Here is a 24490-nt window from a genome sequence, read left to right as displayed (position 1 = left end):
GTCAGCTCATTTCCTTGATCCAGCCGGCCAGGGGCTCCTCGATGAGCGCCCTGATCCCGGCCAGGCGTTCGGGGCTCTCGGCCTCGAAGCGCAGCACCAGCACCGGCTGGGTGTTGGAGGCCCGGATCAGGCCCCAGCCGTCCGGGAAGACCACGCGCGCGCCGTCCACGTCGATGATGTCGTAGCGGGAGCGGAAATACTCCTGGGCGCGGCGCACCACGTCGAACTTGATGGCGTCGGGGCAGTCGAAGCGGATCTCGGGGGTGTTGTAGGTCCTGGGCCAGTCGGCCAGCAGGGTGCCCGCCGTGGCCTCGGGGTGGCGGTCCAACACTTCGAGGAAGCGCATGGCCGCGTAGGTGGCGTCGTCGAAGCCGTAGTAGCGGTCCGCGAAGAACATGTGCCCGCTCATCTCGCCCGCCAGCTTGGCCCCGGTGGCCTGCATGCGCGCCTTGATCAGCGAGTGGCCGGTGGCCCCCATGACCGGGTCGCCGCCGTGGGCCGCGATGTCCTTGTAGGTCAGGTGCGAGCACTTGACCTCGCCGATGACGGTGGCTCCGGGGAAATCCTTGAGGGTCTCGCGGGCGTAGATGGCCAGCAGCTGGTCCCCGAAGAGCAGGCGGCCCGTCTCGTCCACCACGCCCAGCCGGTCGCCGTCGCCGTCCAGGCCGATGCCGCAGGCCGCGCCCTCGCTTTGCACCTTGGCGATGAGGTCGGTCATGTACTTCTCCACCACCGGGTCGGGGTGGTGGTTGGGGAAGTTGCCGTCGGGCTCGCAGTAGAGCTCCACCACCTCGGCGCCGATGCCGCGCAGCACGGCGGCCGTGGCCGGCCCGCCGGCGCCGTTGCCGCCGTCCAGCACCACCTTGAGGGGGCGCGAGAGCTTCACCTGGCTGGTAAGCTCCTCGATGTAGGCGGGCAGCACGTCGTGGGTGGAGATGAGCCCCGCGCCCGTGGGGAAGTCGCCCGCCGCCATGAGGGCGTAGAGAGCCTGGATCTCGTCGCCGTAAATTGTGGACGGCCCGGCGATGACCTTGAAGCCGTTGAACTCCGGCGGGTTGTGGCTGGCCGTGACCATCACGCCCGCATTGACGCCGAGGTGTTTGGCTGCGAAATAGCACACAGGCGTGGAGACCATGCCCACGAGGATAACGTCCACTCCGGTGGAGGCCAGGCCCTGGGCCAGGCGCAGCTGGTATTCGGGGGAGCTCAGGCGGGCGTCGTGGCCCACTACGGCGCGCCGGTAGCCGTTCTTGAGGAAGTAGGCCCCGCAGGCGCGGCCAAAAACCTCCACCCAACCTGGGTCAAAGTCCTTGTCGACGATTCCCCGTATGTCGTATGCTCTGAAAATGTCTGGAACGATGGGCTTCATATCGGGTTCCGGTCTGTACCTTCTAGGGAGTTTCAGATGAACTGGGATTGGGAAAAATTGCAGGACAAAAGGCAACGCCAATTCGGCTCGGGGCCTGATTTCAAGGGCTTGGGCGATGAGTTCAAGCGTCTGAGCGAATTCAATTTCAACATCCCCGGCGGGCCGAAGGTGATCTTCATCATCGTGGCCCTGCTCTGGCTGGCTTCGGGCATCTACATCGTGGAGCCGGGCGAGGTGGGCGTGGTCAAGCGTTTCGGCGCCTACGACCGGACCACCGGCCCGGGGCCTCACTACCACATCCCCTTCCCGGTGGAAAGCGTGCTGAAGCCTAAAGTGTCTGAGGTCCAGAAGATCGAGGTGGGCTACGTGACCGCCGGGATGAAGCAGGACGGCAGCTTCCAGTACCGGGGCGTGCCCGAAGAGGCCCTGATGCTCACCGGTGACGACAACATCGTGGACGTGCAGTTCATCGTGCAGTTCCAGATCGGCGACCCCGTGGAGTGGCTCTTCCGCCTCCAGAGGCCGGTGCCCACGGTCAAGGCGGCGGCCGAGGCGGCCATGCGCGAGGTCATCGGCAACAAGACCATCGACTCCGTGCTGACCTCCGGCAAGCTGGAGATCCAGAACACCACCAAGGAGCTGCTGCAATCCATCCTGGACCGCTACAACTCCGGCGTCACCGTTGTGGCCGTGCAGCTCCAGGACGTGCACGCGCCCAAGGACGTGATGGAGGCCTTCAAGGACGTGGCCAGCGCCATGGAGGACAAGGACCGCTTCATCAACGAGGCCGAATCCTACGCCAACGACATCCTGCCCAAGGCGCGCGGCCAGGCCGCGTCCGTGCTGAACGACGCCCAGGCCTACAGGGAGTCGGTGGTCCGCAAGGCCCAGGGCGAGGCGTCCCGCTTCCTGGCCATGCTGGCGGAGTACAACAAGGCCAAGGACATCACCCACGACCGCCTCTTCATCGAGGCCATGGAGGAGATCTTCTCCAACCCGGACCTCGAGAAGATCATCATGAGCGACGAAGCGCTCAAGCATGCTGTTCCGTATCTGCCGCTTGACCGCCAGGGCCGGGTGAAATCCGGCGACAAGGGGGGGAAATAGCCATGAGGAGCTTAGTCATTGTCATCGGCTCCCTGCTGCTTTCCGCCATTGTGGCCATGCAGTGCGTCTACACCGTGGACGAGACACAGCAGGCGATCCTGCTGCAGCTGGGCAAGCCCGTGTCCGAAACCTTGGGGCCGGGGCTGCACTTCAAGCTGCCCTTCATCCAGAACGTGGTGCTCATCGATTCCCGGGTGATCAGCTACGAGGCCAGCTCCGCCGAGGTGCTCACCAAGGAGAAGAAAACCCTGGTGGTGGACAACTACGCCAAGTGGCGCATCATCGACCCCCTGCAGTTCTACCAGACGCTTCGCACCGTCGAGCGGGCCAAGGCCCGCCTGGACGACCTGATCTACGCCGAGGTCCGCGTGGCCATCGGCAGCTACTCCATGAAGGAAGTCGTCTCCTCCCGGAGGGCTGAAATCATGGCGGTGGTCACCAGCAACGTCAACGAGACTGTGAAGCCCTACGGCCTGCAGATCATGGACGTGCGCGTCAAACGCACGGACCTGCCCCCCCAGAACGAGAAGGCCATCTTCGGGCGCATGCGCTCCGAGCGCGAGCGCCAGGCCAAGCTCTATCGCTCCGAGGGTCTGGAGGAGTCCGCCAAGATCAAGTCCACTGCGGACAAGGAGCGCACCATCCTGCTGGCCGACGCCAACAAGGCCTCCGAAACCCTGCGCGGCCAGGGCGACGCCGACGCCACCCGCGTCTACAGCGAGGCCCTGGGCCAGTCCCCCGAGTTCTACGGGTTCATGCGCAGCCTCGAGGCCTACCGCAAGTCCCTGCACGACAACAGCCGGGTGGTGCTCACGCCCGGATCTGGATTCCTCAAGTATCTCAAGTAGAGAGAGCGGGGGCTGCGAAGCCCCCGCTTTTTTTCATGAAATGGTAATCCCCAACGGGGCATGTCTTCCTTGCCATCGGTGCGGGCCGGGTGTATCCGATGCGGGTCCTCCCCGCATTGGGCCGTCCGCCGGATTCCGGTGAGACCGGCCGGGACCGACAAGGAGTGCCTCCGGGTGTTCAATCTTCGTCTCATCCTGCTGCTCGGGCTGTTCCTGGCGCTGCTCGTCAAGGGCGGCCAGCTTTGCTCCGCCGAAGGGGTCCAGGCCATGACCAGGCTTGTGGACCTCAATCGGGTGGAGCCTGTTGACCCTACGCCCCTGAACAGCCCCGAGGACGACTTCAGGGGCATCAGCCCCCGGCCGGACCTCACCGAACGTGCCGCCCCCTCCAAGAAGGTGGTGAAGAGCCTGCAGGGCCTGAACAACCGCAAACAGGCCCCGGCCAAGACGGCCTCCAAGGATTCCAGCAAAGACCAGAACCGCGACTCCGGCAAGGACCAAAACAAAAAAGCCCAGAAAAAGGGCTGATGCCACCCGGTCAGACCGTCCTCCACTTTCTGCGCGCCGCCACCCAGACCCGGGGCACTTGACATTGCCCTAGAAAAGACCGATTTCATTCTGCTTACGCCGCTTCCGGCGTCATTTCCGCTTTGGGGGATCCTCATGGGTTTTGAGCTGATCAAGCCGAACATCAATTTCAATTTTCTCGGCTACCGCCGCTACGCCTACGTTCTGTCCCTGCTGCTGGTGCTGGCGGGCGTCGTCTCGCTCGTGGCCAGGGGCGGGCCGAAGTACGGCGTCGACTTCGCTGGCGGCATGACCGTCCAGCTCAAGTTCGCCAAGGCCGTCTCCGCCGGCGACATCCAGAAACCCCTGGACGCGGCCGGGCTGCCCCACCTGACCGTGCAGCGCCTCGGCCAGGAGAAGGACAACTCCTTCCTGATCAGCGCCGCCGAGAAGGGCGAACCCCTTGAGGAAGTCCGCTCCAGGGTGGACAAGGCCCTCAAGGCCGAAATGGGCGAGGGCGCCTTCGAGGTGCAGCGCGTGGAGGTCGTCGGCCCCAAGGTCGGCGAGGACCTGCGCGCCGGCGCGCTCAACGCCATCTTCTATGCGGTGGTCATCATCGCGGTGTACATCTCCGGCCGGTTCGAGCAGCGCTGGATGGCCGCAGGCCTCATGGGCGCGGGCCTGGCCTCGGCCATGTGGGCCTTGCGCCACTTCGGCCTCTCCACCGGCTACCTGATCATCGCGGCCATCCTCGTGACCCTGGTGCTGTGCTGGGCGCTCAAGCTCAAGTACGCCCTGGGCGCCTTGGTGGCGGACGTGCACGACGTGTTCATCACCATCGGCATCTTCTCCATCCTGGGCATCGAGTTCGACCTGACCATCGTGGCGGCCCTGCTGACCATCCTGGGCTACTCCCTCAACGACACCATCATCGTGTACGACCGCATCCGCGAACGCCTTGGCCATGCCAAGGACGAGCCCTTCGAGAAGGTCATCAACGACGCCGTGAACCAGACCCTCTCGCGCACCATGCTCACCTCGCTGATCACGATCTTCACCGTGACCGCGCTCTATCTGTTCGGCGGCTCCGTGCTTAAGGACTTCGCCCTTGCCATGATCATCGGCATCATCACCGGCACCTACTCCTCCGTGTTCGTGGCCTCGCCCATCCTGGTGGACCTGGGCTCCGGCCTTGATTCCTTCCAGCAGGACGAGCAGGGCGCGGCCGAAGGCGGCAAGGCGTGAGCCCCATCCCCGAAGCGAACGGTCCCGGCCATGAGATGAGCCTGTTGGACCACCTGGAGGAGCTGCGCACGCGGCTCATCCGGGTCATTTTCGCGGCGGTCATTGGTTTCGCCGCGTGCTTCGCCTTTGCCGAGAAAATCCTGGATGTGATGCTCAAGCCCTTGAAGGAGGTTTTGCCTCCTGCCAGCGTCATCCAGACCACAGGGCTCACGGAAGGTTTCTTTGTCTCCATGAAAGCGGCCTTCGTCTGCGGAATATTCCTGGCGAGCCCCTACATTTTCTATCAGATATGGAGCTTCATCGCCCCGGGCCTCTACGAGGAAGAGCGCAAGCTGGCCATCCCCGTGGCCTTCTTCACGGCCCTTTGCTTCGTGGCCGGAGCCTGTTTCGGCTACTTCATCGTCTTCCCCTTCGGATTCACGTTTCTGGCCAACTACGCCTCGGACATCATCACGCTGCAGCCCAAGCTCTCTGAATACTACTCGTTGGCGTTGGGGCTGCTCTTCGCTTTCGGCATCATTTTCGAGATGCCGGTGTTCATCTTCTTCCTGGCGCGCTTCGGCGTGGTGGACCACAAGTGGCTGCGCGCCAAGCGCCGCTGGGCCATCGTGATCTTCTTCGTGATCGCCGCCGTGCTGACCCCCACCCCGGACGTGGTGAACCAGATTCTCATGGCCGCGCCCATGGTCGTCCTCTACGAGGTGGGCATCTGGGTGGCCTACTTCTTCGGCAAGCGCCCGACGCCCCCGGCCCCCGAGGAGCAGCCCGAAGAGGGGCAGCCCGCCGTGGAGCAGGGCGCCGAGACGCCTGCTGTCGAGGCCGCGCCCGAACAGGCTCCCGAGGCATCTCCCGAAACGGCTGTCGAAGCCGCGCCCGAGGCCGCACCTGACACCAGCCCCGAGCCCGCGCCCGGACAGGCCCCCGAGGCAGCTGCCGCCGAAATGGAGGAAGTCCGCGAGGTGGCTCAGGCCGATCAGGAAGCCCACACGGCTGCCGAACTCGCCTACGGCGAAACCTCACCCCAGACGGCGGAGCCTTCGGCCGAGCTAGTGGCCGAACCCGTTGCGCCCGGGCCGGACAAGCCCGATGCCCCGAAACCGGCGGAAGCACCCGCCGAGCCGGACGGCAAACCCAAGAAATAACCGCACGCGCCGGGGGCCTTCCCCCGGCGCGAACTCTTTCAGGCCCCAGGGGCTCGACCTCGCCGCCGCCATCTGGCACTATCCCCGCCATGCCAAGCGACCCGCTCATCCGTCTGGAGCACGTGGACAAGACCTACCGCATCGCGGAAACGCCCACCGTGGTGCTGCGTGACGTCTCCCTGGACATCGGGGCCGGCGAGTTCCTGGCCCTGCAGGGGCCGTCCGGTTCAGGCAAGTCCACGCTGCTGCATATCATCGGCTTGCTGGACAGGCCCACGGCCGGGCGCTACCTGCTGCGCGGGAGCGACGTCTCCGGCCTCTCCGACGACGAACTTTCCGGCCTGCGCAACCAGTCCATCGGCTTCGTGTTCCAGAGCTTCTACCTGATCCCCTACGCCACCGCGCTTGACAACGTGCTGTTGCCCGGCCTCTACAGCCCGGCCCCCCAGCACCAGCTGCGCCAGCGCGCCGAGCACCTGCTCGCCCAGGTGGGCCTGGCGGACAGGATGCGCCACAAGCCGTCCCAGCTTTCGGGCGGCCAGCAGCAGCGCGTGGCCCTGGCCCGGGCCATGCTCAACGACCCTGACCTGATCCTGGCCGACGAGCCCACCGGGCAGCTCGATTCCAAGACATCCGCCGAGATCATGAGCCTCTTTGCCGAGGTGAACGGCCAAGGCAAGACCATCATCGTTGTCACCCACGACGAGGAGACCGCCAGCCATGCCAAGCGCCGCGTCCTGGTTCAGGACGGCACCATCGCCTGAGGCACTGCGCCTGGCCAGGAGCGTCCTGCGCGCGCAGGGCGCGGCCTGGGGGGCGCTCATGGCCTACAAGCTGCGCTCGGCCTTTGTGGTGCTGGCCGTGGCCCTTGGCATCGCCGCGCTGACCATCATCATCGCCGCCGTGGACGGCGCGCGCCGCAAGGCCCTGGAGATCGTGGAGTGGTTCGGCCCGGACGCGGTGCTGGTCTTCGGCGGCAACATCGAGACCCGCGCCGTGGGCCAGCGCACCCTGACCCTGACCTGGGACGACGCCCGCGCCATCGAGCGCTCCCTGCCCGGGGCCTACCTGGTCACGCCCATGCGCGCCAAGCAGGCCGTGACCCTGCGCTACGAGAACCGCAACATGGTCACCCCGCTGATCGTGGGCACCACCGCCGATTACGCCAGGGCCTGGAACTGGCCCCTGGTGGAGGGGCGCGACATCTCCGAGGAGGACGTGCTCCACTCGGCCAAGGTCTGCCTCATCGGCGATGCGCCGGCTCGCGAACTCTTCGGGGACGAATCGCCCATCGGCAAGGTCCTCCTCGCTGGCGACCTGCCCGTGCAGGTGGTGGGCAGGCTGGCCTACCGAGGCTTCACCCCGGGCGGCGGGGGCGTCTCCGTGGATGACAGGCTCATCATGCCCATCACCACGCTCACCCAGCGCTTCAACCTGGAACGCAAGTATTTCCGGGGGCTTCGCGTGAAGTTCCTGGAGCCAGAGCTGATGGATGACCATCTGGCCAGCCTCAAATCCCTGCTGCGGCACCTGCACAGGCTGGGCGACGACATGCCGGACGATTTCAGCGTCATCTCAGCCAGCGAGGTGCTCAAGTTCCTGACCATGATCACCGGCGGGATCATGGTCTTCCTGGGTATCACGGCGGGCGCGGCCATGATCGTGGGCGGGTTCGTGCTGGCCAACCTGCTGTTCCTCTCCGTGAGCGAGCGGCAGGAGGAGATCGGTCTGCGCAAGGCCATGGGGGCCACCTCGCTGGACATCACGCTGCAGTTCCTGTCCGAGGCGGTCTGGCTGACGCTGATAGGTGCGGTGGCGGGGATGACCCTGGGCATAGGCATGGGGCAACTGCTGACCAAGCTGGGGCTTCTGGAGATCAGGCTGTCGCTGAAGCTGTTTTTGCTGGCCCTGGCCTCGGCCCTGGCCATCGCCTTGATATTTGGGCTGAAGCCTGCCAGGAGCGCCGCCGCAATGGACCCCATCGAGGCCCTGCGCGGGGGAGAGTGAGGGAGATAGGGGGAGACGGGCCTCCGGCGGGCAAAGGGACTTCGTCCCTCTGCACTCCCTTTCAGCTTCGCCCTGGTCGCTGTCGACACGTCCCGGCTCGGCACACACCTGACGCATTCCAAAAACAGAAGGCTCCCGCATGAAGAACGCGGGAGCATCCAAGGATGCGAAGCAATGGAGGATTCCAAAGGGACGAAGTTCCTTTGGCGGGAGAGTCCAGAGAGGGCGGCGCCCTCTTTGGCCGCCGGAGGCATCCCCCTACGGCCGCATTCATTGCCCCGCTGGCGGCAGCCCGTAGAACCTGCGGGCGTTGTCCCCCGTGGAGCGCCACACCTGGGCGGTGTCCAGCCCTTTGATCCGCGCCACTTCCTGTGCAGTGAACACGGTGTAGGCCGGTTCGTTGGGGCGGCCCCGGTAGGGCTCCGGGGTGAGGAAGGGCGCGTCTGACTCCAGCACCATGCGCGAGAGCTCGATCCCGGCCACTGCCCGGCGCAGCTCCTCGTTCTTCGCATACGTCACCGGACCGGGGATGGAGATGGTGTATCCCCGCCGGATCAGCTCGGCCGCCAGGTCGGGCCCGGCCCCGAAACAGTGCCAGAGCACCCGCTCGCCCTCCATGCCGGAGTCGTCCAGCACGGCCAGGGTGTCCTCGGCGGCGTCGCGGCTGTGGATGGCGACGGGAATGCCGATCTCGCGGGCCAGGGCCAGCTGCTCCCGGAAGAGGCGCTTCTGCAGCTCGGGCGGGGTGTCCTTCCAGTAGTAGTCCAGCCCGATCTCGCCCAGGGCCTTGAGGTTCGGGTCGGCGGCGAAGAGGGCGGCCATGTCCGCCACGCGGGCCACGTCGGTTTCGGCGGCGTCGTTGGGGTGGACGCCCAGCAGGAAGAATATCTCGGGGTGGGCGCGCATGAGCGGGGCGTTGGCCGCGTATGCCTCCACGCCCAGGAACACGTTGCCGATCAGATCGACGCCGGCATTGCGGGCGCGCGCGAGCACCAGGGGCAGCTCCTGCGGGTCCAGGCGTTTGTAGTCCAGATGGGCGTGGGTCTCCACGCCGACGCACGGCAGGCCCAGGGATTCGGGCAGGGGGCGGTTGGCTTTGCTTTTCGACACCAGGGGGCGGTATCGCAGCGTGCTGCCGCGGGCAAGAAAAAATCGTTGCCTTGCGGCATCAGCCGGATAGAGTGCGCGCCATGGAATATCCGCTGACCCAGGCCATGAATGCGTTCTCGCAGGCCTCCGTCTCCGCCCTGGTGTCCATCGCCGCTCTCGCCACGCTCTCCGTGGCCATGCACCTGTTGCAGCTGCGCTACAGCGACAAGGGCGCCGCGGGAGCGCTGTCCTTGGGCAAATGGCTGGCGGCCTTGGGGGCGCTTCGCCTGCTGGAATCCCGCGTGCTCCTGGGCCTGTTCCAGGCCCCCGTGTCCGCCCTGTACGTGCTGCTGGCCTGGCTGGCGTTCCGGGCCTTCCTGCACGACGTGTACGGCGGCATGTACATGGCCCGCATCAAGGGCCGCCCAGTCAACAAGATCCTGCTCTCCCTGATATCCTTCCTGGGCATGGTGGCCCTGGCGGGGCTTGGCCTGCACGGCATCCTCGGCGTTGACGTGGGCTCGCTGATGACCTCTTCGGCCATACTCACCGCCGTGGTGGGCCTCTCCATGCAGGATACCATCGGCAGCCTGTTCTCCGGCCTGCTCATCCAGACCGAGAAGCCCTTCCAGGTGGGCGACTGGATCAAGGTGGGCGACCAGGAGGGCCAGGTGGCTGAGATAACCTGGCGCTACACCAAGCTGGTCACCTTCACCCAGAACCAGGTGCTCATCCCCAACAACGCCATCGCCAAGGAGCGGCTGCAGAACATCTCCCAGCCGATTCCGCAGGTGAACGCGGTGGTCTCTCTGCCCGCGCCGCTGCATGCGCCGCCGGTGAAGGTCATGAGCGCCCTGGAGGACGTGCTGCGCCGATCCCGCCTTGTGGCCCCGCTGCCCGCCCCGCGCGTGCGCCTGGCCGAAATAGGGCAGGATCACATGGTATTCAGGGCGGTCTTTTACGTGGCCGACTACGAGGACACGGTGGCCGCCCGCAGCGAAGTGCTGGCCGGGGCCTGGTACGAGTTCCGCAAGCTGGGCATCGAGTTCCCGGCTCCCCGGCGCGTGATGCTGCAGGAGCAGGAGCACCCCTGCCCGCATCCCTCGGCGGATCTGGTGAAGCTTCTCGGCGGGGCGGGCCTCTTCGCCGGTATGCACGCCAGCGAGCTCGAGCTGTTGGCCCAGTTTGCGGGCATGCGCGCCTATCTGCCCGGGGCCTTCATTGTGACCAGGGGCCAGAGCGGCACGACCATGTTCATCATCGCGGACGGGGCCGTGTCCGTGCGGGTTGGCGAGAAGGAACTGGCTAAGCTGGGGCAGGGCGACATGTTCGGCGAGATGGCCCTGCTGACCGGCGAACCCAGAACCGCCGACGTGGTAGCCACGCAAAACACCACCTGCCTCGAAATCGATCGCGAGGCCTTCCGTACGGTGCTCGAGCACAATCAGATGCTCATGGATAACATCACCCGTATCTTCAAGGCGCGCGAGCAGGCCAACCGGAAGGATCTGGGGAGTTCGGAGGAAGCCGCGGAGGAGGGCCTGTTCGAACGCTTCAGAAAGATTTTCTGGTGATCCCCGGAGCGTAGACGCCTCCGCACGATTGACCTAAGGTGCGGCCCGCCATGTCAGAACACGTCAAACAGATCGCCCGCGACGCGGGCATCGTCGGCGGGGCCACGCTGCTCTCGCGGGTGCTGGGCTTCTTCCGCGACGTCATCGTCGCCTACGTCCTTGGGGCCGGGCCCGCCGCGGACGCCTTCTACGTGGCCTACAGGCTGCCCAACACCCTGCGCAGGCTCTTCGCCGAGGGCTCCATGACCATGGCCTTCGTGCCGGTGTTCTCCAAGCTGCGCGGTGAGGAGGGCGACGAGGCCGCCTTCGCCATGACGCGCTCGGCCCTGGTCTGGCTGCTGCTGATCCTGGGCGTGGTCTCGGCGCTGGCCATCGTCTTCGCCCGCCCGCTGACCCTGCTCATCGCCCCGGGCTTCGCGGGCAACCCGGACCAGATGGAGCTGACTGTTCATCTGGTGCGCATCGTGTTCCCCTACATCATCCAGATCTCCGTGGTGGCCCTGTGCATGGGCGCGCTCAACTCCATGGGCCACTTCCTCACGCCGGCCCTGGCCACCAGCGAGCTCAACACCGTCATCATCGCGGGCGCGGGCGTGGCCTGGCTCTTCGGGCTGGACGTGCCCCAGGCCCTGGCCTGGTCCGTGATCGTGGGCGGCTTCGGGCAGATCTACCTGCAGGTGCCCACGCTCAGGCGTTTCGGCTTCAGGTGGTTCGGGCCGTGGTCCTTCAAGGACGCGGGAGTTGTGCGCATGGGCAGGCTGATGCTGCCCACGGTGTTCGGCGCGGCCATCTACCAGCTCAATATCGTGGTGGGCACGCTGCTGGCATCGTTCCTGGCGGCGGGCTCCATCTCGGCGCTGTATTACGCCGACAGGCTGGTGCAGTTCCCCCTGGGGGTGTTCGGGGTGGCCGTTGGCACCGTGGCCCTGCCGAGCCTCTCCCGGCTGGCCGCGACACGCGAGGACGGCGAGTTCACACGCACCCTCAACGCCTCCCTGCGCCTGACGCTGTTCATCTGCCTGCCCGCCACGGCGGGGCTCATGGCCCTGGCCGCGCCGATGGTGGACGTGCTCTTCGGTCGCGGGGCCTTCACGCCGGAGGCCGCCCAGGCCACGGCGCAGGCCCTGGTTGCCTACTGCGTGGGCCTGCCCGCCTTCGCCTGCGTGCGGCCCCTGGTCTCGGCCTTCTACGCCCTGCACGACACCAAAACCCCGGTCCGCGCCGGGTTCATCAGCGTGGTGGTGAACATCGCCCTGGCTGCGGCGCTGATGTTCCCCATGTCCCATACCGGGCTGGCCCTGGCCACCTCGCTTTCCTCCTGGCTCAACGTCTGGCTGCTCTGGCGCGCCCTGCGCTCGCATCTTGGTGATTGGGCGCAAATGGGGCGCGGCGTGGCCGTGAGCGCCGCCCTGAGCCTGCTCATCGGCCTGGGGGCCTGGCTTACGCCCGTGAACAAATACGCCGCCCTGGCCCTGATCGCCTTCTGGGCCGTGGCCTACCTGCTGCTGGCCTCCGCGTTGCGCGTGGAGGAGGCGAAACTGCTCACCGGCTTCGTGTGGCGCAGGCTCGCCCGGGGAAAGAAGGCGGCCTAGGCATGGGCGGAGAAGCCGCAAGCCTGGCCCGGGATGCCTTCCCCAACGGGCTGCGCCAGCCCGAGGGGGGCTACCGCTTCTCCCTCGATCCGCTGCTGCTGGCCGCCTTTGTCAGGCCCAAGCGCAACGTGGCCGCCGCCGACCTGGGGTCGGGCTGCGGCGTGGCCTCCTTCGCGGCCCTGATGCTCCACCCCGCGCTGCGCTCCTGCTTAGGGCTGGACATCGACCCGGCCATGACCGGATCATCCCTCGAAAACGCCCGGCTGCTGGGCCTTGAGGACAGGTTCGAGGCCCGGACCTTTGACATCCGCGCCGCGCGGGACGGCCTGACCCCGGAGAGCAGGGGGCTCGTGCTGGCCAACCCGCCCTACAGGATCCTGGGCACGGGCCAGCCATGCAGGGATGCCGCGCGCACCCTGGCGCGCTTCGAAGCCCGGGGAGGCCTGGAGGATTTCCTGGCCGCGGCCTTCTGGGTGTTGTCCAACAGAGGGACGCTGGGGATGATTTTTCCGGCGGCGCGCCTGGGGGAGCTGCTCGGCGCCTGCATTGAGGCGCGCCTGGCGCCCAAGCGGCTGCGCATGGTCCACTCCCGTCTGGACGAGCCCGCGCGCCTGATCCTGCTCGAAGCGGTGAAGAACGGCGGAAGCGAAACCACGATCGAGCCTCCCCTGGAACTCTACACCGGGCGCGGGGAGGAGACCGCCCTGAGCGCCCAGGCCCTGGAGTTCTGCCCGTTCCTGGCGGCCAACGCCAAGGCGCGGTCTTGTTCCATTTCCTGAGTCTTCCCGACGATGTGAATTAGCGAGGGGATCGGATGCTGGCGCGGAGGCATAATCATGCCCGCTGACCGCAGCCGCTTTTCGTACGCTGCGGCCAGTGGCCGCGAGGCCGGCGCACGCCCGCGAGGGAACCGCCCGTCATGGCGTCCCTCGCAGGGTATGCGCGTCGTGCAGGGCGCTTGGAACGCCCTCTAGTCTTGTGGCAGGCCCATGACCTGCGCCTTGAACCCGGGGGCCTTGGCGATCAGGTCCAGGATGAGCAGCGCGGCGTACATGTTCTTCCTGTTGCCCGCGTCCACCGCCTGGAGGATGTAGTTGCGCATCTGCGCCACCGCCTCCGTCAGTTCGGCGTGGTCCCCGGGGCTGGACATGGCGGCCGCGTCCAGAAGGTTGAGGATGAGATAGGTCCAGACGTCGTCGTAATACAGGTAATAGTTGAGAACCTCGCGGATCTTCAGAACACCGAACACCACGTTTTCCAGCTTGCTGTAGTCCTTGGACCAGACCTGGCTGTCGTTGATGTAGGGTTCGCCGCCCGGCCCGTCGAACCGCGGTTGTTGGACCGCGCCCGACCTGCCCCGCGTAAATTCACGCAGGGAAAGAACTTTGGCCATGTGCAACTCCTTGGGCTTGAGGACATCCATGTCAAGCCGCGCCGCATGGCGCGCTCGCTTCCCAAGGAAACTGGTCGGCAGTTTCAGGAGAATCTTTAGGGCTTCAGCCCCGGCGGAAGAGGGGCTGAACGGAACCGTCAGGCGTGTAGCCGGGCAGAGCCTGGGCCACGGCCTCGAGGCCCAGTCCGAAATGGGCGGTGACCACACCGGCCAGCACCTCGCGGTAGTCCACAGTGACGGCCAGGTCCAGCCCGTCGGAGAGTTTTTCCGGCGACAGCCCAGGCCACGCGCCGTGCAGCGCGCCGCCCGCCGTGGGACCGCCCAGGGCCATCAGCACGGTGCCGTGGCCGTTCTCCGTGCCGCCGTATTCGTTCTCGCGCAGGCTCCTGCCGAACTCGCTCATCACCAGCACCATCGTGTCCTTGAGGTCAGGCCCCAGGGCCTTGGCCAATGCGGCCACGCCCTTGCCGATGGAGGCCAGGGCGTCCGCCAGGCGGCCTTTGGCCGCGCCCTGGTCGAAGTGGGCGTCGATGCCGCCGAAGGCCGCGTACACCAGCCGCGTAGCGGGGTTCTGGCCCAGGTAGGCGACGATCTTGCCCGCCATGTCCGGCAGGGCGTGCACCGAGGGCGCGCCTGATGACGCCGCGGTCATCTCGCGGTCCATCTCCGTGAGGCGGTTCTTGAGCACGATCTGGGCCTGGCGGTAGTTGCGGCCCCATGGCTCGGGAGCCTTGCCGTAGATCGCGTCGAAGGATGTGAACGCCTCAGGGCGCTCGATGCGCCACAGCGGCGGCGGGAAGCCCGTGGGCTTGATCTGCTGGAAGCCCGGCCTGCCCTGGCTGATTATGGGCGGCGAGGGGGAAAGCGTGAGCCCCTTGGCTCCCGGCCCCAGCAGGGGCAGCAGCCTGGCGAAGAAGCCGTCGCGCACGTGTGGTTCGCGCGGGTTGCCGCTCTCCATGGCCTTCTGGGCCTCGGGGTGGCTGCGCAGGGGCGTGGGCAGGCCGCAGGCGGGAACGAAGGCCAGCAGCCCCGCCTTCCAGGGCTCCAGCAGGGGCTCCAGGGCCGGGTGCAGGCCGAAGCCGGGCGCCAGGGCCAGGGCGCCGCCTTCCTGTCCGGCTGGGGGGATGGCGGTTCGTGGGCGGCAGCGGCAGTAGATGGGGTCGTCCTGCGGGGGCAGGGCGGAGAGGCCGTCGAGGCCGCCGCGCAGGAAAATGACGATCAGGCGCTTGGATTCGCCGCCCTGGGCCAAGGCATCGGAGCCGAGCCCCAGCGGCAGCAGCGAGGCCAGCGCGGTCGTCGCCCCGGCGGCGAGGAACTGCCTGCGTCTCATGATTCCGCTCCCAGGGCGTTGGTGGCGTTTGCGGCACCCATCAGTATTGCTGCCCCTCCGGGCTGCCCAGCAGAATCGCGGCCTTGAGCTGCGCCGGGGCGGCGTCCACGGCCTGGCGCGTCACGGGCGTCAGGGTGAGCCCCATGGTCTTGAGCAGGGCCTCGGGGTCCAGCGGCGCGGGCGGGCCGCACGGCCCGGTCGCCCAGCAGGAGAGCGCGCCCTTGCCCGCCATGACCGCCAGGTCCAGCCGGTTCACCAGCGATTCGGCAGAGAGCCAGCCGTCGCGCACGTCCTTGTAGCCCGAGGTGCCCGGGGCGTCGTGGAGGGGCATGCCGAGCCACTCCAGGATCTCCGCCAGGGAGCGCACCTCGCCCACGCCCCTGTCAGAGGCGCGCACGATGGAGACCACGTAGCGCAGCGGGTTCTTGAATTTGCCTCCTGCGTATTTCACGCCCAGAAACTCCTGGCCGGTGAGCAGGGCGCGGGTCACCTGGCGCAGGTCGCCCTTGGTGTCCAGGTAGGTCTTGGTCAGGGCCTCCACCAGCGGCTTGGGCGGGTCGTCCGCCACGAAGAAGCGCGCCAGCTTGGTGCAGACGTTTTTGGCCGTCTGCGGGTGCAGGGCCAGCATGCGCAGGGCCTCCACGCCCTCGGCCATGCCAGCGCCCTTGATGGTGGCGCCCAGGAAGGACTTGTCCCGGTTGTCGTGGCGCTTCTCGTCGAAGAGGAAGCCGTTCTTGTCGTTCTGGCCGCGCGGCGCGCCGATGCTCCACCCGGCCAGGATCATCGCCAGGGAGGTCACGTCCTGGGGCTTGAGCACGGCATCGGGCCCGAAGGTGTGCGCGGCCAGGAGCTCTCGGGCGTGCAGTTCGGTCAGGGGGCGCTGCTGCCCCTTGCCGACGGCGCTCTCGGGCGAGGCGCTCTGCCAGTTCTCCAGGTAGATGAGCATGGCCGGATGGCGGGTGACGGCCTGGAGCATGTCCTCGAATTTGCCCAGCACGAAGGGGCGGATGGCCTCGCGCTCATAGCTGCCCACCCAGAGGTGGGCCAGGCCCTTGGCGGCCGGGACGTTGAAGTGGTTGTACCAGAAATCGCAGAGCAGCTCCTCCAGTTGCCTGGGCGAGAGTATCGCCCGCCAGAGCTTGGCCTCGGCGGCTTCGCGGGCGATGATCGCGGCCTTGGCGCGCGCGGAGTTGATCTCGTCGATGGTGGGGTGGGGGCGCGGGCCTCCGGGAGCCTTGGGGCCGTATGTGCGGAACAGCTGCACCGTGTCCATGGAGGCGGTCTTGAGGGCGGCCAGCCTGTCCTTGAGGGCTTGGGGCTCGGGAAGGGACTGCGGATCGAGCTGGCTGTCTATGTAGGCCTGCAGGCCTATGCCCTTCACGCGTTCGATCTCGCCGGGGAAGGGGCCGTAGCTCAGGCGGTTGACCACGTGGGCCGTCACGTCCTGCGGCTGGGCCTGCTCCTTGGCCTGTTCCTTGCCTTGAGTCTGCCTCTGGCCGGAAACCTGTGCGCCTCCCGGGGAAGCGAACCCCACGAGGAACAAGATCGCCAAGCACAGCGCGGCGGACGTCGGTTTCAGGAACATGTGCAGGCTGTTACCCCGGAGGTGGGCAAAATTCAATCGCTTCGGCCGCGGCGAGACGCGACGCCGCGCACGGCAACGATTGCCGCACCTACGTCACGCTTCCGTAACCCCTCGGGCCTAGAAGGAGGAAAATCGCTCCCCCGAGGGTTCACATGTCGCAATCCTGTGCAGGCCTGCTCAAGGCCGCCGTCAGCCATAGCCCCGCCTTCTCCCGCCAGGGCGTGCTGGAGCGCCTGTTCGTCTCCTGGTTCTCCGGCTTCGTCTACAACCAGATATGGGAGGACCCCAGGGTCGATCTTCACGCCCTGGAGCTGGAACCCGGCCACCGCGTGGTGACCATCGCTTCCGGCGGCTGCAACATCTGCCACTACCTGCTCGGGGGCGCGGGCTCCGTCACCGCCGTGGACCTCAACATCCACCACGTGCACCTGAGCCGCCTCAAGCTGGAGGCCGCGCGCCGCCTGCCCACACACGAGGCCTTCTTCCGCTTCTTCGGCCGCGCCGACGACAAGGCCAACGTCTGGGCCTTCTCCCGCCACATCGAACCGCACCTTCCGCGCGACACCGCCGCCTACTGGCAGGGCGCGCGCTCCTTCCTGGGCGCGCCGCGCATCGAGATGTTCGCGGAGAACATCTACGAGCACGCCCGCATGGGCCGTTTCCTGCGCCTGATGCGCACCCTCTGCCGCCTCTCCGGGCGCGACCCGCAGCGCATCCTCAAGGCCCGCACCATCGACGAGCAGCGCGAGGCCTTCAAGAAGGAGCTGGAGCCCCTGTTCACCGGGCCCCTGGCCAGGCTGCTCTCCCGCTTCGCGCCGGTGCTCTACAGCCTGGGCGTGCCGCCGCAGCAGTACAAGGCCATGGAGCGCGAGTGCCCGGGCGGCATGCTGGAGGCCTACCGCGAACGCGTTGAGAAGCTGGCCTGCGGCTTCCCGCTGGCCGACAACCCCTTCGCCTGGCAGGCCTTCGGACGGCGCTACGACAAGATCGACAGCCCGGCGCTGCCCGCCTATCTGCGCTCCGAGAACTTCCCGGCCCTCAAGGAGGCCGCGCCCGCCGCCACGGTGATCAACGCCTCGCTGATCGACTGGCTGGAGCGCCAGCCAGCCCGCAGCCTGGACCGCTACGTGCTCCTGGATTCGCAGGACTGGATGACCCCGCAGCTGCTCGGCCGCCTCTGGGCCGAGATCGCCCGCACCTCCCGGTCCGGGGCGCGCGTCATCTTCCGCACCGCTGGGGAGACCTCCCCCCTGGAACGGCAGCTGCCGCCCGCGCTCTTGGCGTGTTTCCGTTACGACGAGGCTCTCAGCCGTGAGCTGACCCCCCAGGACCGCTCCTGCCTGTACGGGGGATTCCACCTTTACCGCTTCGCGGGGTGAAACCATGGACCACGCCCTGAAGATGGATCGCATCTACGCGGTGCAGCGCCACTTTTACGACATCACCCGCCGCTTCTATCTGCTCGGGCGCGACCGTCTGCTGGAGGAGCTGCCCGCGCCCAAGTGCGGGCGCGTGCTGGAGGTGGGGTGCGGCACCGGTCGCAACCTGGAGCGGTTGCGCCGCCTGCGGCCTGATTTGAGCCTCTGCGGGCTGGATATCTCCCGCAAGATGCTGGAGACGGCGGGCAGGAAGCTCGAAGGCAGCGGAGTGGAGTTGATCTGCTGCCCGGCGGAGCGGCTCGGGTGCGCCGTCGGCGGCACGGACGTGCCCTTCGACGCGGTGTTCTTCTCCTATTCTTTGTCCATGATTCCGGCCTGGGGCCCGGCCCTGGAGGCTGCCTGGGCCTTGTTGCGGCCCGGCGGCACCCTGGCCGTGGTGGACTTCTGGGGAGAGGGCGGCCTGCCCGGATGGCTGCACTGGGCGCATTCGCGCTGGCTGGATCTGTTCGGGGTGAGCTTCAGGCCGGAACTGCTGGGGTATCTGCGCAACATGGAGCGCGCCGGGCGCGCGCACCTGAACCTGGAGTCGGTGCGCGGAGGGTACGCCTACCTGGCCTGGGTGCGTAAGATCACTGATTAGGAGCGGTTGAGCGGGAGGAGTTAGAGCCTCCGGCGGGCAAAGAGGGCTCCGCCCTCTCTGCACTCTCACGCCAAAGGAACTTCGTCCTTTGGAATCCTTTATCGCTTCGCGTAGTTGAAGGCTGCTGTGGCTCATACCCGGCAGCTTTTTTATTTGGGGTGGGAGCCGTCGGGGGGGTGCTGTCCCGGGGCTTGCACGCCGATATATTTAAAGAATATCGTCGCGCCAGCCCCGGAGCAGCACCCCCCCGACGGCTCTCTTGCCACAATCGGGTGATGGAAAAATAACAGCGTGCCGGTCTGGTGCGCGGAATCAGCGAGATGTTCAATGTGGAAGTTCAGGATGGATTGCATGCGAGGGGGCGGCATCGGGACGGGGCAGCCGGGAACGCAGCGAGGGGGAAAGGGAGTCCAGAGGGCCGAAGGCAGGACTTCGTCCTTTGGCCGCCGGAGGCTCCACCCGTTTGTCCCGGCTCCAGCCGTGGCCCCGGAGAGGCCACGGCTGGACCCGCTACGACTCACCGCGTCTGAAACATAACCAACATTCAACACTCTTTGGCCGCCGGAGGCACTTCAGCCCCCTCATTTTTCAGATGGCGATGCGCTGAAGCGGGATGAGCTCCGCCGCCTGCTCGAGAAACGCGGCCATCTCCCGTTCGCAGTCGGGCGAATAGATCAGCTTGGCGATTCCGGCGTGGCGGTCCAGCGTGGTGGCCAGGCCCAGATGGCTCTGGGCCTCCAGCAGGAAACGCAGCATCCCAAGGTATTTGGGGTCGAGCTTGAGGTAGAGGCGCGCCGAGATTTGCGGGGCCTCATAAGGCTGCCTGCGTTTTCGCGGGCGCGGCTCAGGCACCGGTTTCTCCCAGAATGCGGCAGCCGTCCTCCGTGACTACGACTGTGTGCTCCCAGCGGATGCCGCCCCACTCGGGGTAGTACAGGCCGGGCTCCACAGTGATGACCATGCCCGGCTCCAGCACGCCTTCTGCCAGGGGCGAGACGCTGGGGGCCTCGTGGGTCTCCAGCCCGATGCCGTGGCCAAGGGCGTGGGTGAAGGCCTTCTCTACGCCGTGGCGCTCGAAGCTGGCGTAGGCCGCGCGGTAGGCGTCGGCTATGGGCAGGCCGGGGCGGATGACCTCAAGAGCCTTGGCCTGGGCCTCCTGGGTACGCTCCAGTGCGCGCAGGAAGTGGTCCGGCGGGTTGGAGCCGACCCAGAAGGTTCGGGTCTGGTCGGAGCAGTAGCCGTCCAGGCGTCCGCCCATGTCCACGAGCACCATGCACTCATCGGTGATGAGCGTGCGGCCCGGCTCGGCGTGGGGCAGGGCGGCGTTGGAGTCCACGGCCACGATGGGCGCGAAGGAGAGTTCGCTGGCACCGAAATCACGGAAGAGCTGCTCCAGCCGCCAGGCGGCCTCGCCCTCGCTGCGCCCGGGCTGAAGCACCTCGGGCGCGGCCAGCATCACGCGCTCGTTGAGCGCCGTGGTGCGCTCCAGCGCATCGATCTCGGCGGGCTCCTTGATGCGCCGCAACCCCTCCACCAGCCCGTCGCTGGGGGCCAGGTCCAGGTTCTCGCGCAGCCGGGTGTGGAAATCCACGCTCATGGCCTTGGTCTCGATGCCGATGGGGCCGTTGTGCGCGCCCTTGAGGAACTCGCCGATGCGGGTGTGGCGGTGGCCGGAGTAGATGAAGATGTCCTCCTCGGGCCATACGCGCCGCGCGGCGTCGTGGAACCGGGGGTCGGTGAGCAGCTTGTCGCGCCCATTGGGGAGGATGAGCAGCATCCCCGAGGATTCGTTGCACTGCGAATCGTGCAGTTCGAAGCCGCTCAGGTAGAAGCGGTTGGCCGCGTGGGAGACCAGCAGGGCGCTCTGGCCCGCATCGCGCATGCGTGCGCGTAGGGCCTCGCGGCGTTTGGCGTACACGTCGGGGGGGAAAAAGGCGTCAGACAAGGGGAACCTCAGAGGGTATAGGTGGTTTCCGGTTTGCCGGTGACCATGCGCTCGGCCCACTCGACGCCCTGCATCACGGAATGATCCATGTTGCTCACCTCGTACTTCCACCCCCCGAAGCGGCCGCGCCCGTAGATTGAGCGCTCCTCCAGCCAGGGCTGGATCAGGCCCAGGGCCTTGTCGCGGCCCAGGGTGGGGACGGGGTAGGAGTAGTCGAGGCGCATCTCCCAGGTGGAGACCACGGCGTCGCGCTCGGCTGGCGTCATGAGCGAGACGTTTACAAGACCGTCCACCACGCTGTCCAGATGCCCGGTGGGTTCGGGCTTGTGCTCCGAGAAGCTGACCTCGGTCATGTAGGCGCGCTTGCGCACGGTCATGCCGTCGGGGTCGGGGGTGTTGTTGGGCGAATAGTGGTGGAAGTTGGTGACGCGGTAGAAGGGGTTGTCCGACTCGGGGAAATACATCCAGCAGCGCGAGTCCGTCTTGGGGCCGTCCACGCCCACGCCGCCGATCCAGCCGCCGCTGTGGGCCAGCTGCCCGGCGGCCTCGCGCACGGCGTCGGGAACGGCGCCGAGCTTCTCGTGCACCAGCAGGTCCAGCGGGCCGGAGAAGAGCAGGTGCTGGTAGCCGAAGCGCTCGCCCGTGTCGCAGAGCACCTCTTTGGCGGCATGGTCGATGCCGACGACGCGGCGGTTGTAGCGGATGTGCTCGTCCAGTTTGGCTGCCACGTGCCGGTAGATGGCCCCCGTGCCGCCGTGCAGGGGGAACTTGAACAGGTGGTTGGGGCCCCAGGACACGTCGTCGAGTTGCAACAGCACGTTCTTGAGCACGCGCTCCAGATCGACCACGCTCACGCGCTCCCCGATCCACTTGTAGCTCATGAGTTCGGGGGGCGTGGCCCAGACCTTGAAGTTGTAGGGCATCATGAACAGCCGGGCGATGCCCGCGCCGAAGATGTGCTCGATCCACTGCATGAAGTCGGCCGGGGCCTCGCCGGGGGCGCAGAAGGGCCGCGCGCCGGGCATCAGGCCGCGCACGCACTCCCAGACCAGCTCAGGGGGCAGATAGCGGATGTTGTTCTGGAAGGGGTAGGGCACCCAGGTCTTGGCGATGCGCACCCAGGCTTCGCGCTGGTGCTCCAGGTATTTGCCCTCCAGGGCCTCGTCGAGCATCCGGTCGAAATAGTCGTAATGGGAGAAGACCACATGCCCGCCCACGTCCCAGGTGAAGCCCTGGCCGTCAGTGAAGCTGGCCGACAGGCCGCCCGGATAGGGGTTGGCCTCCAGCACGGCGAAGTCGCCCACGCCCAGTTCCTTGAGGCGGCGGGCCGCGCCGAGGCCGGTGGGGCCTGCTCCGACGATGAGGTAGGTGAAGGTCACGCTTGGGTCCTCCCGGTTGCTTGCGTATACGGTGCCCGCTCGTGCATGCATGATCCGGGCCATGGCCCGGCTGTGGCGGGCAGGGAGGCGGCTGCGCTCAGGGTTCGATGTACCCGGCGGCGGCCAGCAACGGGCCGGTGACGCCGGTGAGCTCCTTGCGGCGCGTCGTGTGGAAGCGGGGCACGTCGGCCAGGGGCACGATGGAAAGCTGGTCGTGCTCGGTGCGCTCCAGCCCGGCGTAGGCGGCGAGCACGTCGCCGGGGTCCATGTCCAGCTCCGCGGAGACACCGAGCTCCCAGATGTTCGTGGTAGTGTCCTCCACCAGGGCGAAGGCCTTGAGTGAGCCAAGGGGCGCGGTGAGCCCCAACTCCTCCGTGAGCTCCCGGGCGAACTGGCCGCGCCAGGAGAGCGAGCCGTCCGGCTCCCGGCTGACGTCGGAGAGCGTTCCCGAGGGGGCCAGCTCCCACAGGCCGCCCTCCAGGGAGAGTCCTGCCCGGCGCTTGCCGAACACCAGGTGCCCGCGCACGTTCACCAGGCCGCTCACGGCCAGGGAGCGCACCCGCAGCTCTTCGTAGAGGGAGGGCTCGGCCAGCTGGGCCACGTACCACTTGTACTGGGCCATGAAGCCCAGGGCGCGGGCGCCGTCGAGGTCCACCAGGCTGAACAGGCGGCCGTTGAAGAGCCCAGGGGTGCGGGCCAGGGCCTCGGCCCAGAGCGCCTCCACGCGTTCAAGCGCGGACGCGGAGGGCGAGGGCGGTTCGCACGTATCAAGCAGGACAAGGCCGTCAGGAACGGGATGGGTAGTGTACATCAGCGTTTCCCCGCGAGGATGGTCAGCAGCACCGCGCCCAGGATCAGGGCGGAGCCGGCGTAGCCCAGGGCGCAGAAGCGTTCGTCGAAGAGGATGAAGGCCAGCACCGCGGCCACCACCGGCTCCAGGGAGGCCACCACGGCGGCGCGGCTGGCCTCGATGCGGCGCAGGCCCGCGTAATAGAGCGAGTAGGCCCCGTAGGTACTGCACACGGCCATGACCGCGCAGGAGATCCAGGCCGTGGCCGGGCGTGGGCCGAAATCGATGAACGGAACCATGCAGGCGGCCCCGGTGGGCAGCGCGTAGAGGAAGATGGTGGGCGTGGCGTAGCGCGTGAGGAAGGCCTTGCCGAAGATGTAGTAGAGCGCATAGGTGAGGCCCGCCGTGAGGCCCAGGCCGATGGCCGCCACATTGACGGATGAGCCCAGCCCGTCGCCAAGGCTGACCCCGGCCACGCCCAGAACCGTGGCCGCCACGGCGATGGCCTTGATGCGGGTCATGGGCTCCTTGAGGATGCGCCAGGCCAGCAGGGCCACCCAGGCGGGCGCTGTGTAGAGCAGCACCGAGGCCAGGGCCGCGCCGCCTTCGCGCACGGCCAGCACGTAGCTCACGAACAGCCCGGCGATGCAGACCACGCCGAAGCCCAGAATCCAGGGCACGTCGCGCGGCTCCACCTTCAAGCGGCCCGTGGCAACCGCCTGGCCCGCGTAGAGCACCCAGGCCAGCATGGCGCGCCAGAAAGCCACCTCCAGGGGGGCCATCCCGGCCTGGAAGGCGAACTTGGAGAGCGGGCCGATGAGTCCCCACATCAGGGCGGCGGCGGCCACCAGGGCGTAACCTGTGAACATGGTGGGCAAAATGACTATACGCTTCGCCCGGGGATGGAAAGCGGAAATCAGAAGCTGCGGCGCAGCAGCACCCCCGCCGAAGGCGAGGAGGCCTCGCGGTCCGGCTGGCCCGGCTGCTTCTGCCCGCCGGGCAGGTTGACCACGCCGCGTATTTCGGTCTTGTCATCCTGGTGGATCACTGCGGAGACGCCGGGGGCGCTGCGGTCATATGTCTTAGGCTCTTTCTGCACGTCGGTCTTGGGCGTCACTGCGTCGACGGCTGGGCGAAACTCGGGAGCCACGGTCACGCCGCGCTTCGAGGGCTTGCCGGACGCGGCGGGTTTCGGAGGCTCGATCTTCGAGTAGCCCTGGCCGCCCTGTGCGTTCTGGCCGGTGAGGGAGTTGAGGTTCTCGCCGGGGATGGTGATGTCGGGCCGTGGCAGAGCCGGGGCGTCCGGAACCTGGATGATCTGGCCGGGCTTGAGCCTGGCTCCGGAGGGCAGCTTGTTGGCTTGAGTCAGATCCTTGACGGAGATGTTGTTGGCGGCCGCGAAGGACTTGAGGGTGTCGCCCTTGCGGACCTCATACGGCCCGGCATGGGCGGCACCCAGCATGATGCAGAGGGCCAGCAGACAGCCGGAACCGGTCAGGAGCCGGGAAACAAGGCGGGTCGGTCTGGTCATGCTCTCACCTCGCAACGTCATCCTTGCAAGGTAAACAC

Annotated in this window: 23 protein-coding genes; 12 read left to right on the top strand and 11 right to left on the bottom strand. The window is 67.2% G+C overall.

All coding sequences use genetic code 11. The features are described from left to right. Position 1 precedes the first annotated feature (1 nt). On the bottom strand, positions 2 to 1369 hold the full coding sequence (locus tag MLE18_RS02420) for a phosphomannomutase/phosphoglucomutase (protein ID WP_243367032.1): 1368 nt from the start codon (positions 1367 to 1369) through the stop codon (positions 2 to 4). Positions 1370 to 1405: 36 nt separating this feature from the next. Here MLE18_RS02420 and hflK point away from each other — a divergent pair, with 36 nt between their 5' ends. The 7 genes from hflK (at position 1406) to MLE18_RS02385 (ending at position 8225) form a co-directional block, all read left to right on the top strand. After that, a complete protein-coding gene (hflK, locus tag MLE18_RS02415) occupies positions 1406 to 2476 on the top strand; it encodes an FtsH protease activity modulator HflK (RefSeq protein ID WP_243367030.1) in 1071 nt (356 codons plus the stop codon). 2 nt (positions 2477 to 2478) lie between these two features. Next, on the top strand, positions 2479 to 3324 hold the full coding sequence (hflC, locus tag MLE18_RS02410) for a protease modulator HflC (protein WP_243367028.1): 846 nt from the start codon (positions 2479 to 2481) through the stop codon (positions 3322 to 3324). A gap of 174 nt (positions 3325 to 3498) precedes the next feature. Continuing rightward, entirely contained in the window at positions 3499 to 3852 is a 354-nt protein-coding gene (locus MLE18_RS02405) for a hypothetical protein (RefSeq protein WP_243367026.1), read from the top strand. A gap of 135 nt (positions 3853 to 3987) precedes the next feature. After that, on the top strand, positions 3988 to 5076 hold the full coding sequence (gene secF, locus MLE18_RS02400; protein WP_243367024.1) for a protein translocase subunit SecF: 1089 nt from the start codon (positions 3988 to 3990) through the stop codon (positions 5074 to 5076). Then, positions 5073 to 6218, top strand: coding sequence for a twin-arginine translocase subunit TatC (gene tatC / locus MLE18_RS02395; RefSeq protein WP_243367022.1), 1146 nt, complete (start codon positions 5073 to 5075; stop codon positions 6216 to 6218). Before secF ends, tatC begins: the two co-directional genes overlap by 4 nt. Positions 6219 to 6307: 89 nt before the next feature. Beyond that, on the top strand, positions 6308 to 6982 hold the full coding sequence (locus tag MLE18_RS02390; RefSeq protein WP_243367020.1) for an ABC transporter ATP-binding protein: 675 nt from the start codon (positions 6308 to 6310) through the stop codon (positions 6980 to 6982). Continuing rightward, positions 6939 to 8225 carry an ABC transporter permease gene (locus tag MLE18_RS02385; protein WP_243367018.1) on the top strand — a complete coding sequence of 429 codons (1287 nt, stop codon included), beginning with the start codon at positions 6939 to 6941 and terminating at the stop codon, positions 8223 to 8225. Before MLE18_RS02390 ends, MLE18_RS02385 begins: the two co-directional genes overlap by 44 nt. A gap of 270 nt (positions 8226 to 8495) precedes the next feature. On the opposite strand, the gene MLE18_RS02380 is transcribed toward MLE18_RS02385, so the two are convergent. Continuing rightward, on the bottom strand, positions 8496 to 9335 hold the full coding sequence (locus MLE18_RS02380) for a TatD family hydrolase (RefSeq protein WP_243367016.1): 840 nt from the start codon (positions 9333 to 9335) through the stop codon (positions 8496 to 8498). Positions 9336 to 9415: 80 nt separating this feature from the next. On the opposite strand from MLE18_RS02380, the gene MLE18_RS02375 reads away from it, so the two are divergent. The 3 genes from MLE18_RS02375 to MLE18_RS02365 are packed head-to-tail and all read left to right on the top strand — an operon-like array spanning position 9416 to position 13259. Continuing rightward, positions 9416 to 10888 carry a mechanosensitive ion channel family protein gene (locus tag MLE18_RS02375; RefSeq protein WP_243367014.1) on the top strand — a complete coding sequence of 491 codons (1473 nt, stop codon included), beginning with the start codon at positions 9416 to 9418 and terminating at the stop codon, positions 10886 to 10888. 50 nt (positions 10889 to 10938) lie between these two features. Beyond that, positions 10939 to 12480: a murein biosynthesis integral membrane protein MurJ gene (gene murJ / locus MLE18_RS02370; protein WP_243367012.1), complete on the top strand. Its 1542-nt coding sequence runs from the start codon at positions 10939 to 10941 to the stop codon at positions 12478 to 12480. A gap of 2 nt (positions 12481 to 12482) precedes the next feature. Then, entirely contained in the window at positions 12483 to 13259 is a 777-nt protein-coding gene (locus MLE18_RS02365; RefSeq protein ID WP_243367010.1) for a tRNA1(Val) (adenine(37)-N6)-methyltransferase, read from the top strand. Between the two features lie 191 nt (positions 13260 to 13450). On the opposite strand, the gene MLE18_RS02360 is transcribed toward MLE18_RS02365, so the two are convergent. The 3 genes from MLE18_RS02360 to MLE18_RS02350 all read right to left on the bottom strand — a co-directional run bounded on the left by MLE18_RS02360 (position 13451) and on the right by MLE18_RS02350 (position 16788). Continuing rightward, positions 13451 to 13873, bottom strand: a complete 423-nt coding sequence (locus MLE18_RS02360) for a hypothetical protein (protein WP_243367008.1) — start codon at positions 13871 to 13873, stop codon at positions 13451 to 13453. A 103-nt stretch (positions 13874 to 13976) separates the two neighbouring features. Continuing rightward, a complete protein-coding gene (locus MLE18_RS02355) occupies positions 13977 to 15203 on the bottom strand; it encodes a DUF1501 domain-containing protein (RefSeq protein WP_243367007.1) in 1227 nt (408 codons plus the stop codon). Between the two features lie 40 nt (positions 15204 to 15243). Next, positions 15244 to 16788, bottom strand: coding sequence for a DUF1800 domain-containing protein (locus MLE18_RS02350; protein ID WP_243367005.1), 1545 nt, complete (start codon positions 16786 to 16788; stop codon positions 15244 to 15246). Between the two features lie 152 nt (positions 16789 to 16940). On the opposite strand from MLE18_RS02350, the gene MLE18_RS02345 reads away from it, so the two are divergent. Then, a complete protein-coding gene (locus tag MLE18_RS02345) occupies positions 16941 to 18167 on the top strand; it encodes a BtaA family protein (protein WP_243367003.1) in 1227 nt (408 codons plus the stop codon). A gap of 4 nt (positions 18168 to 18171) precedes the next feature. Then, positions 18172 to 18807, top strand: coding sequence for a class I SAM-dependent methyltransferase (locus tag MLE18_RS02340; RefSeq protein WP_243367001.1), 636 nt, complete (start codon positions 18172 to 18174; stop codon positions 18805 to 18807). Between the two features lie 588 nt (positions 18808 to 19395). On the opposite strand, the gene MLE18_RS02335 is transcribed toward MLE18_RS02340, so the two are convergent. The 6 genes from MLE18_RS02335 to MLE18_RS02310 form a co-directional block, all read right to left on the bottom strand. Then, on the bottom strand, positions 19396 to 19659 hold the full coding sequence (locus tag MLE18_RS02335; protein ID WP_243366999.1) for a DUF4911 domain-containing protein: 264 nt from the start codon (positions 19657 to 19659) through the stop codon (positions 19396 to 19398). Continuing rightward, positions 19652 to 20752: a M24 family metallopeptidase gene (locus tag MLE18_RS02330; protein WP_272881425.1), complete on the bottom strand. Its 1101-nt coding sequence runs from the start codon at positions 20750 to 20752 to the stop codon at positions 19652 to 19654. Before MLE18_RS02330 ends, MLE18_RS02335 begins: the two co-directional genes overlap by 8 nt. A gap of 8 nt (positions 20753 to 20760) precedes the next feature. Beyond that, a complete protein-coding gene (locus tag MLE18_RS02325; RefSeq protein ID WP_243366997.1) occupies positions 20761 to 22131 on the bottom strand; it encodes a protoporphyrinogen/coproporphyrinogen oxidase in 1371 nt (456 codons plus the stop codon). A 97-nt stretch (positions 22132 to 22228) separates the two neighbouring features. Further along, positions 22229 to 22942, bottom strand: coding sequence for a hypothetical protein (locus MLE18_RS02320; RefSeq protein WP_243366995.1), 714 nt, complete (start codon positions 22940 to 22942; stop codon positions 22229 to 22231). Beyond that, positions 22942 to 23790: a DMT family transporter gene (locus tag MLE18_RS02315; RefSeq protein WP_243366993.1), complete on the bottom strand. Its 849-nt coding sequence runs from the start codon at positions 23788 to 23790 to the stop codon at positions 22942 to 22944. The genes MLE18_RS02320 and MLE18_RS02315 overlap by 1 nt, the downstream gene beginning before the upstream one ends. Positions 23791 to 23837: 47 nt before the next feature. Next, positions 23838 to 24452, bottom strand: a complete 615-nt coding sequence (locus MLE18_RS02310) for a LysM peptidoglycan-binding domain-containing protein (protein ID WP_243366991.1) — start codon at positions 24450 to 24452, stop codon at positions 23838 to 23840. Between the last annotated feature and the right edge of the window lie 38 nt (positions 24453 to 24490).

The sequence above is a fragment of the Fundidesulfovibrio soli genome, from assembly GCF_022808695.1.
GTDB classification, from domain to species: Bacteria; Desulfobacterota; Desulfovibrionia; order Desulfovibrionales; family Desulfovibrionaceae; genus Fundidesulfovibrio; species Fundidesulfovibrio soli.
This window is presented reverse-complemented; position numbering and strand designations above follow the sequence as displayed.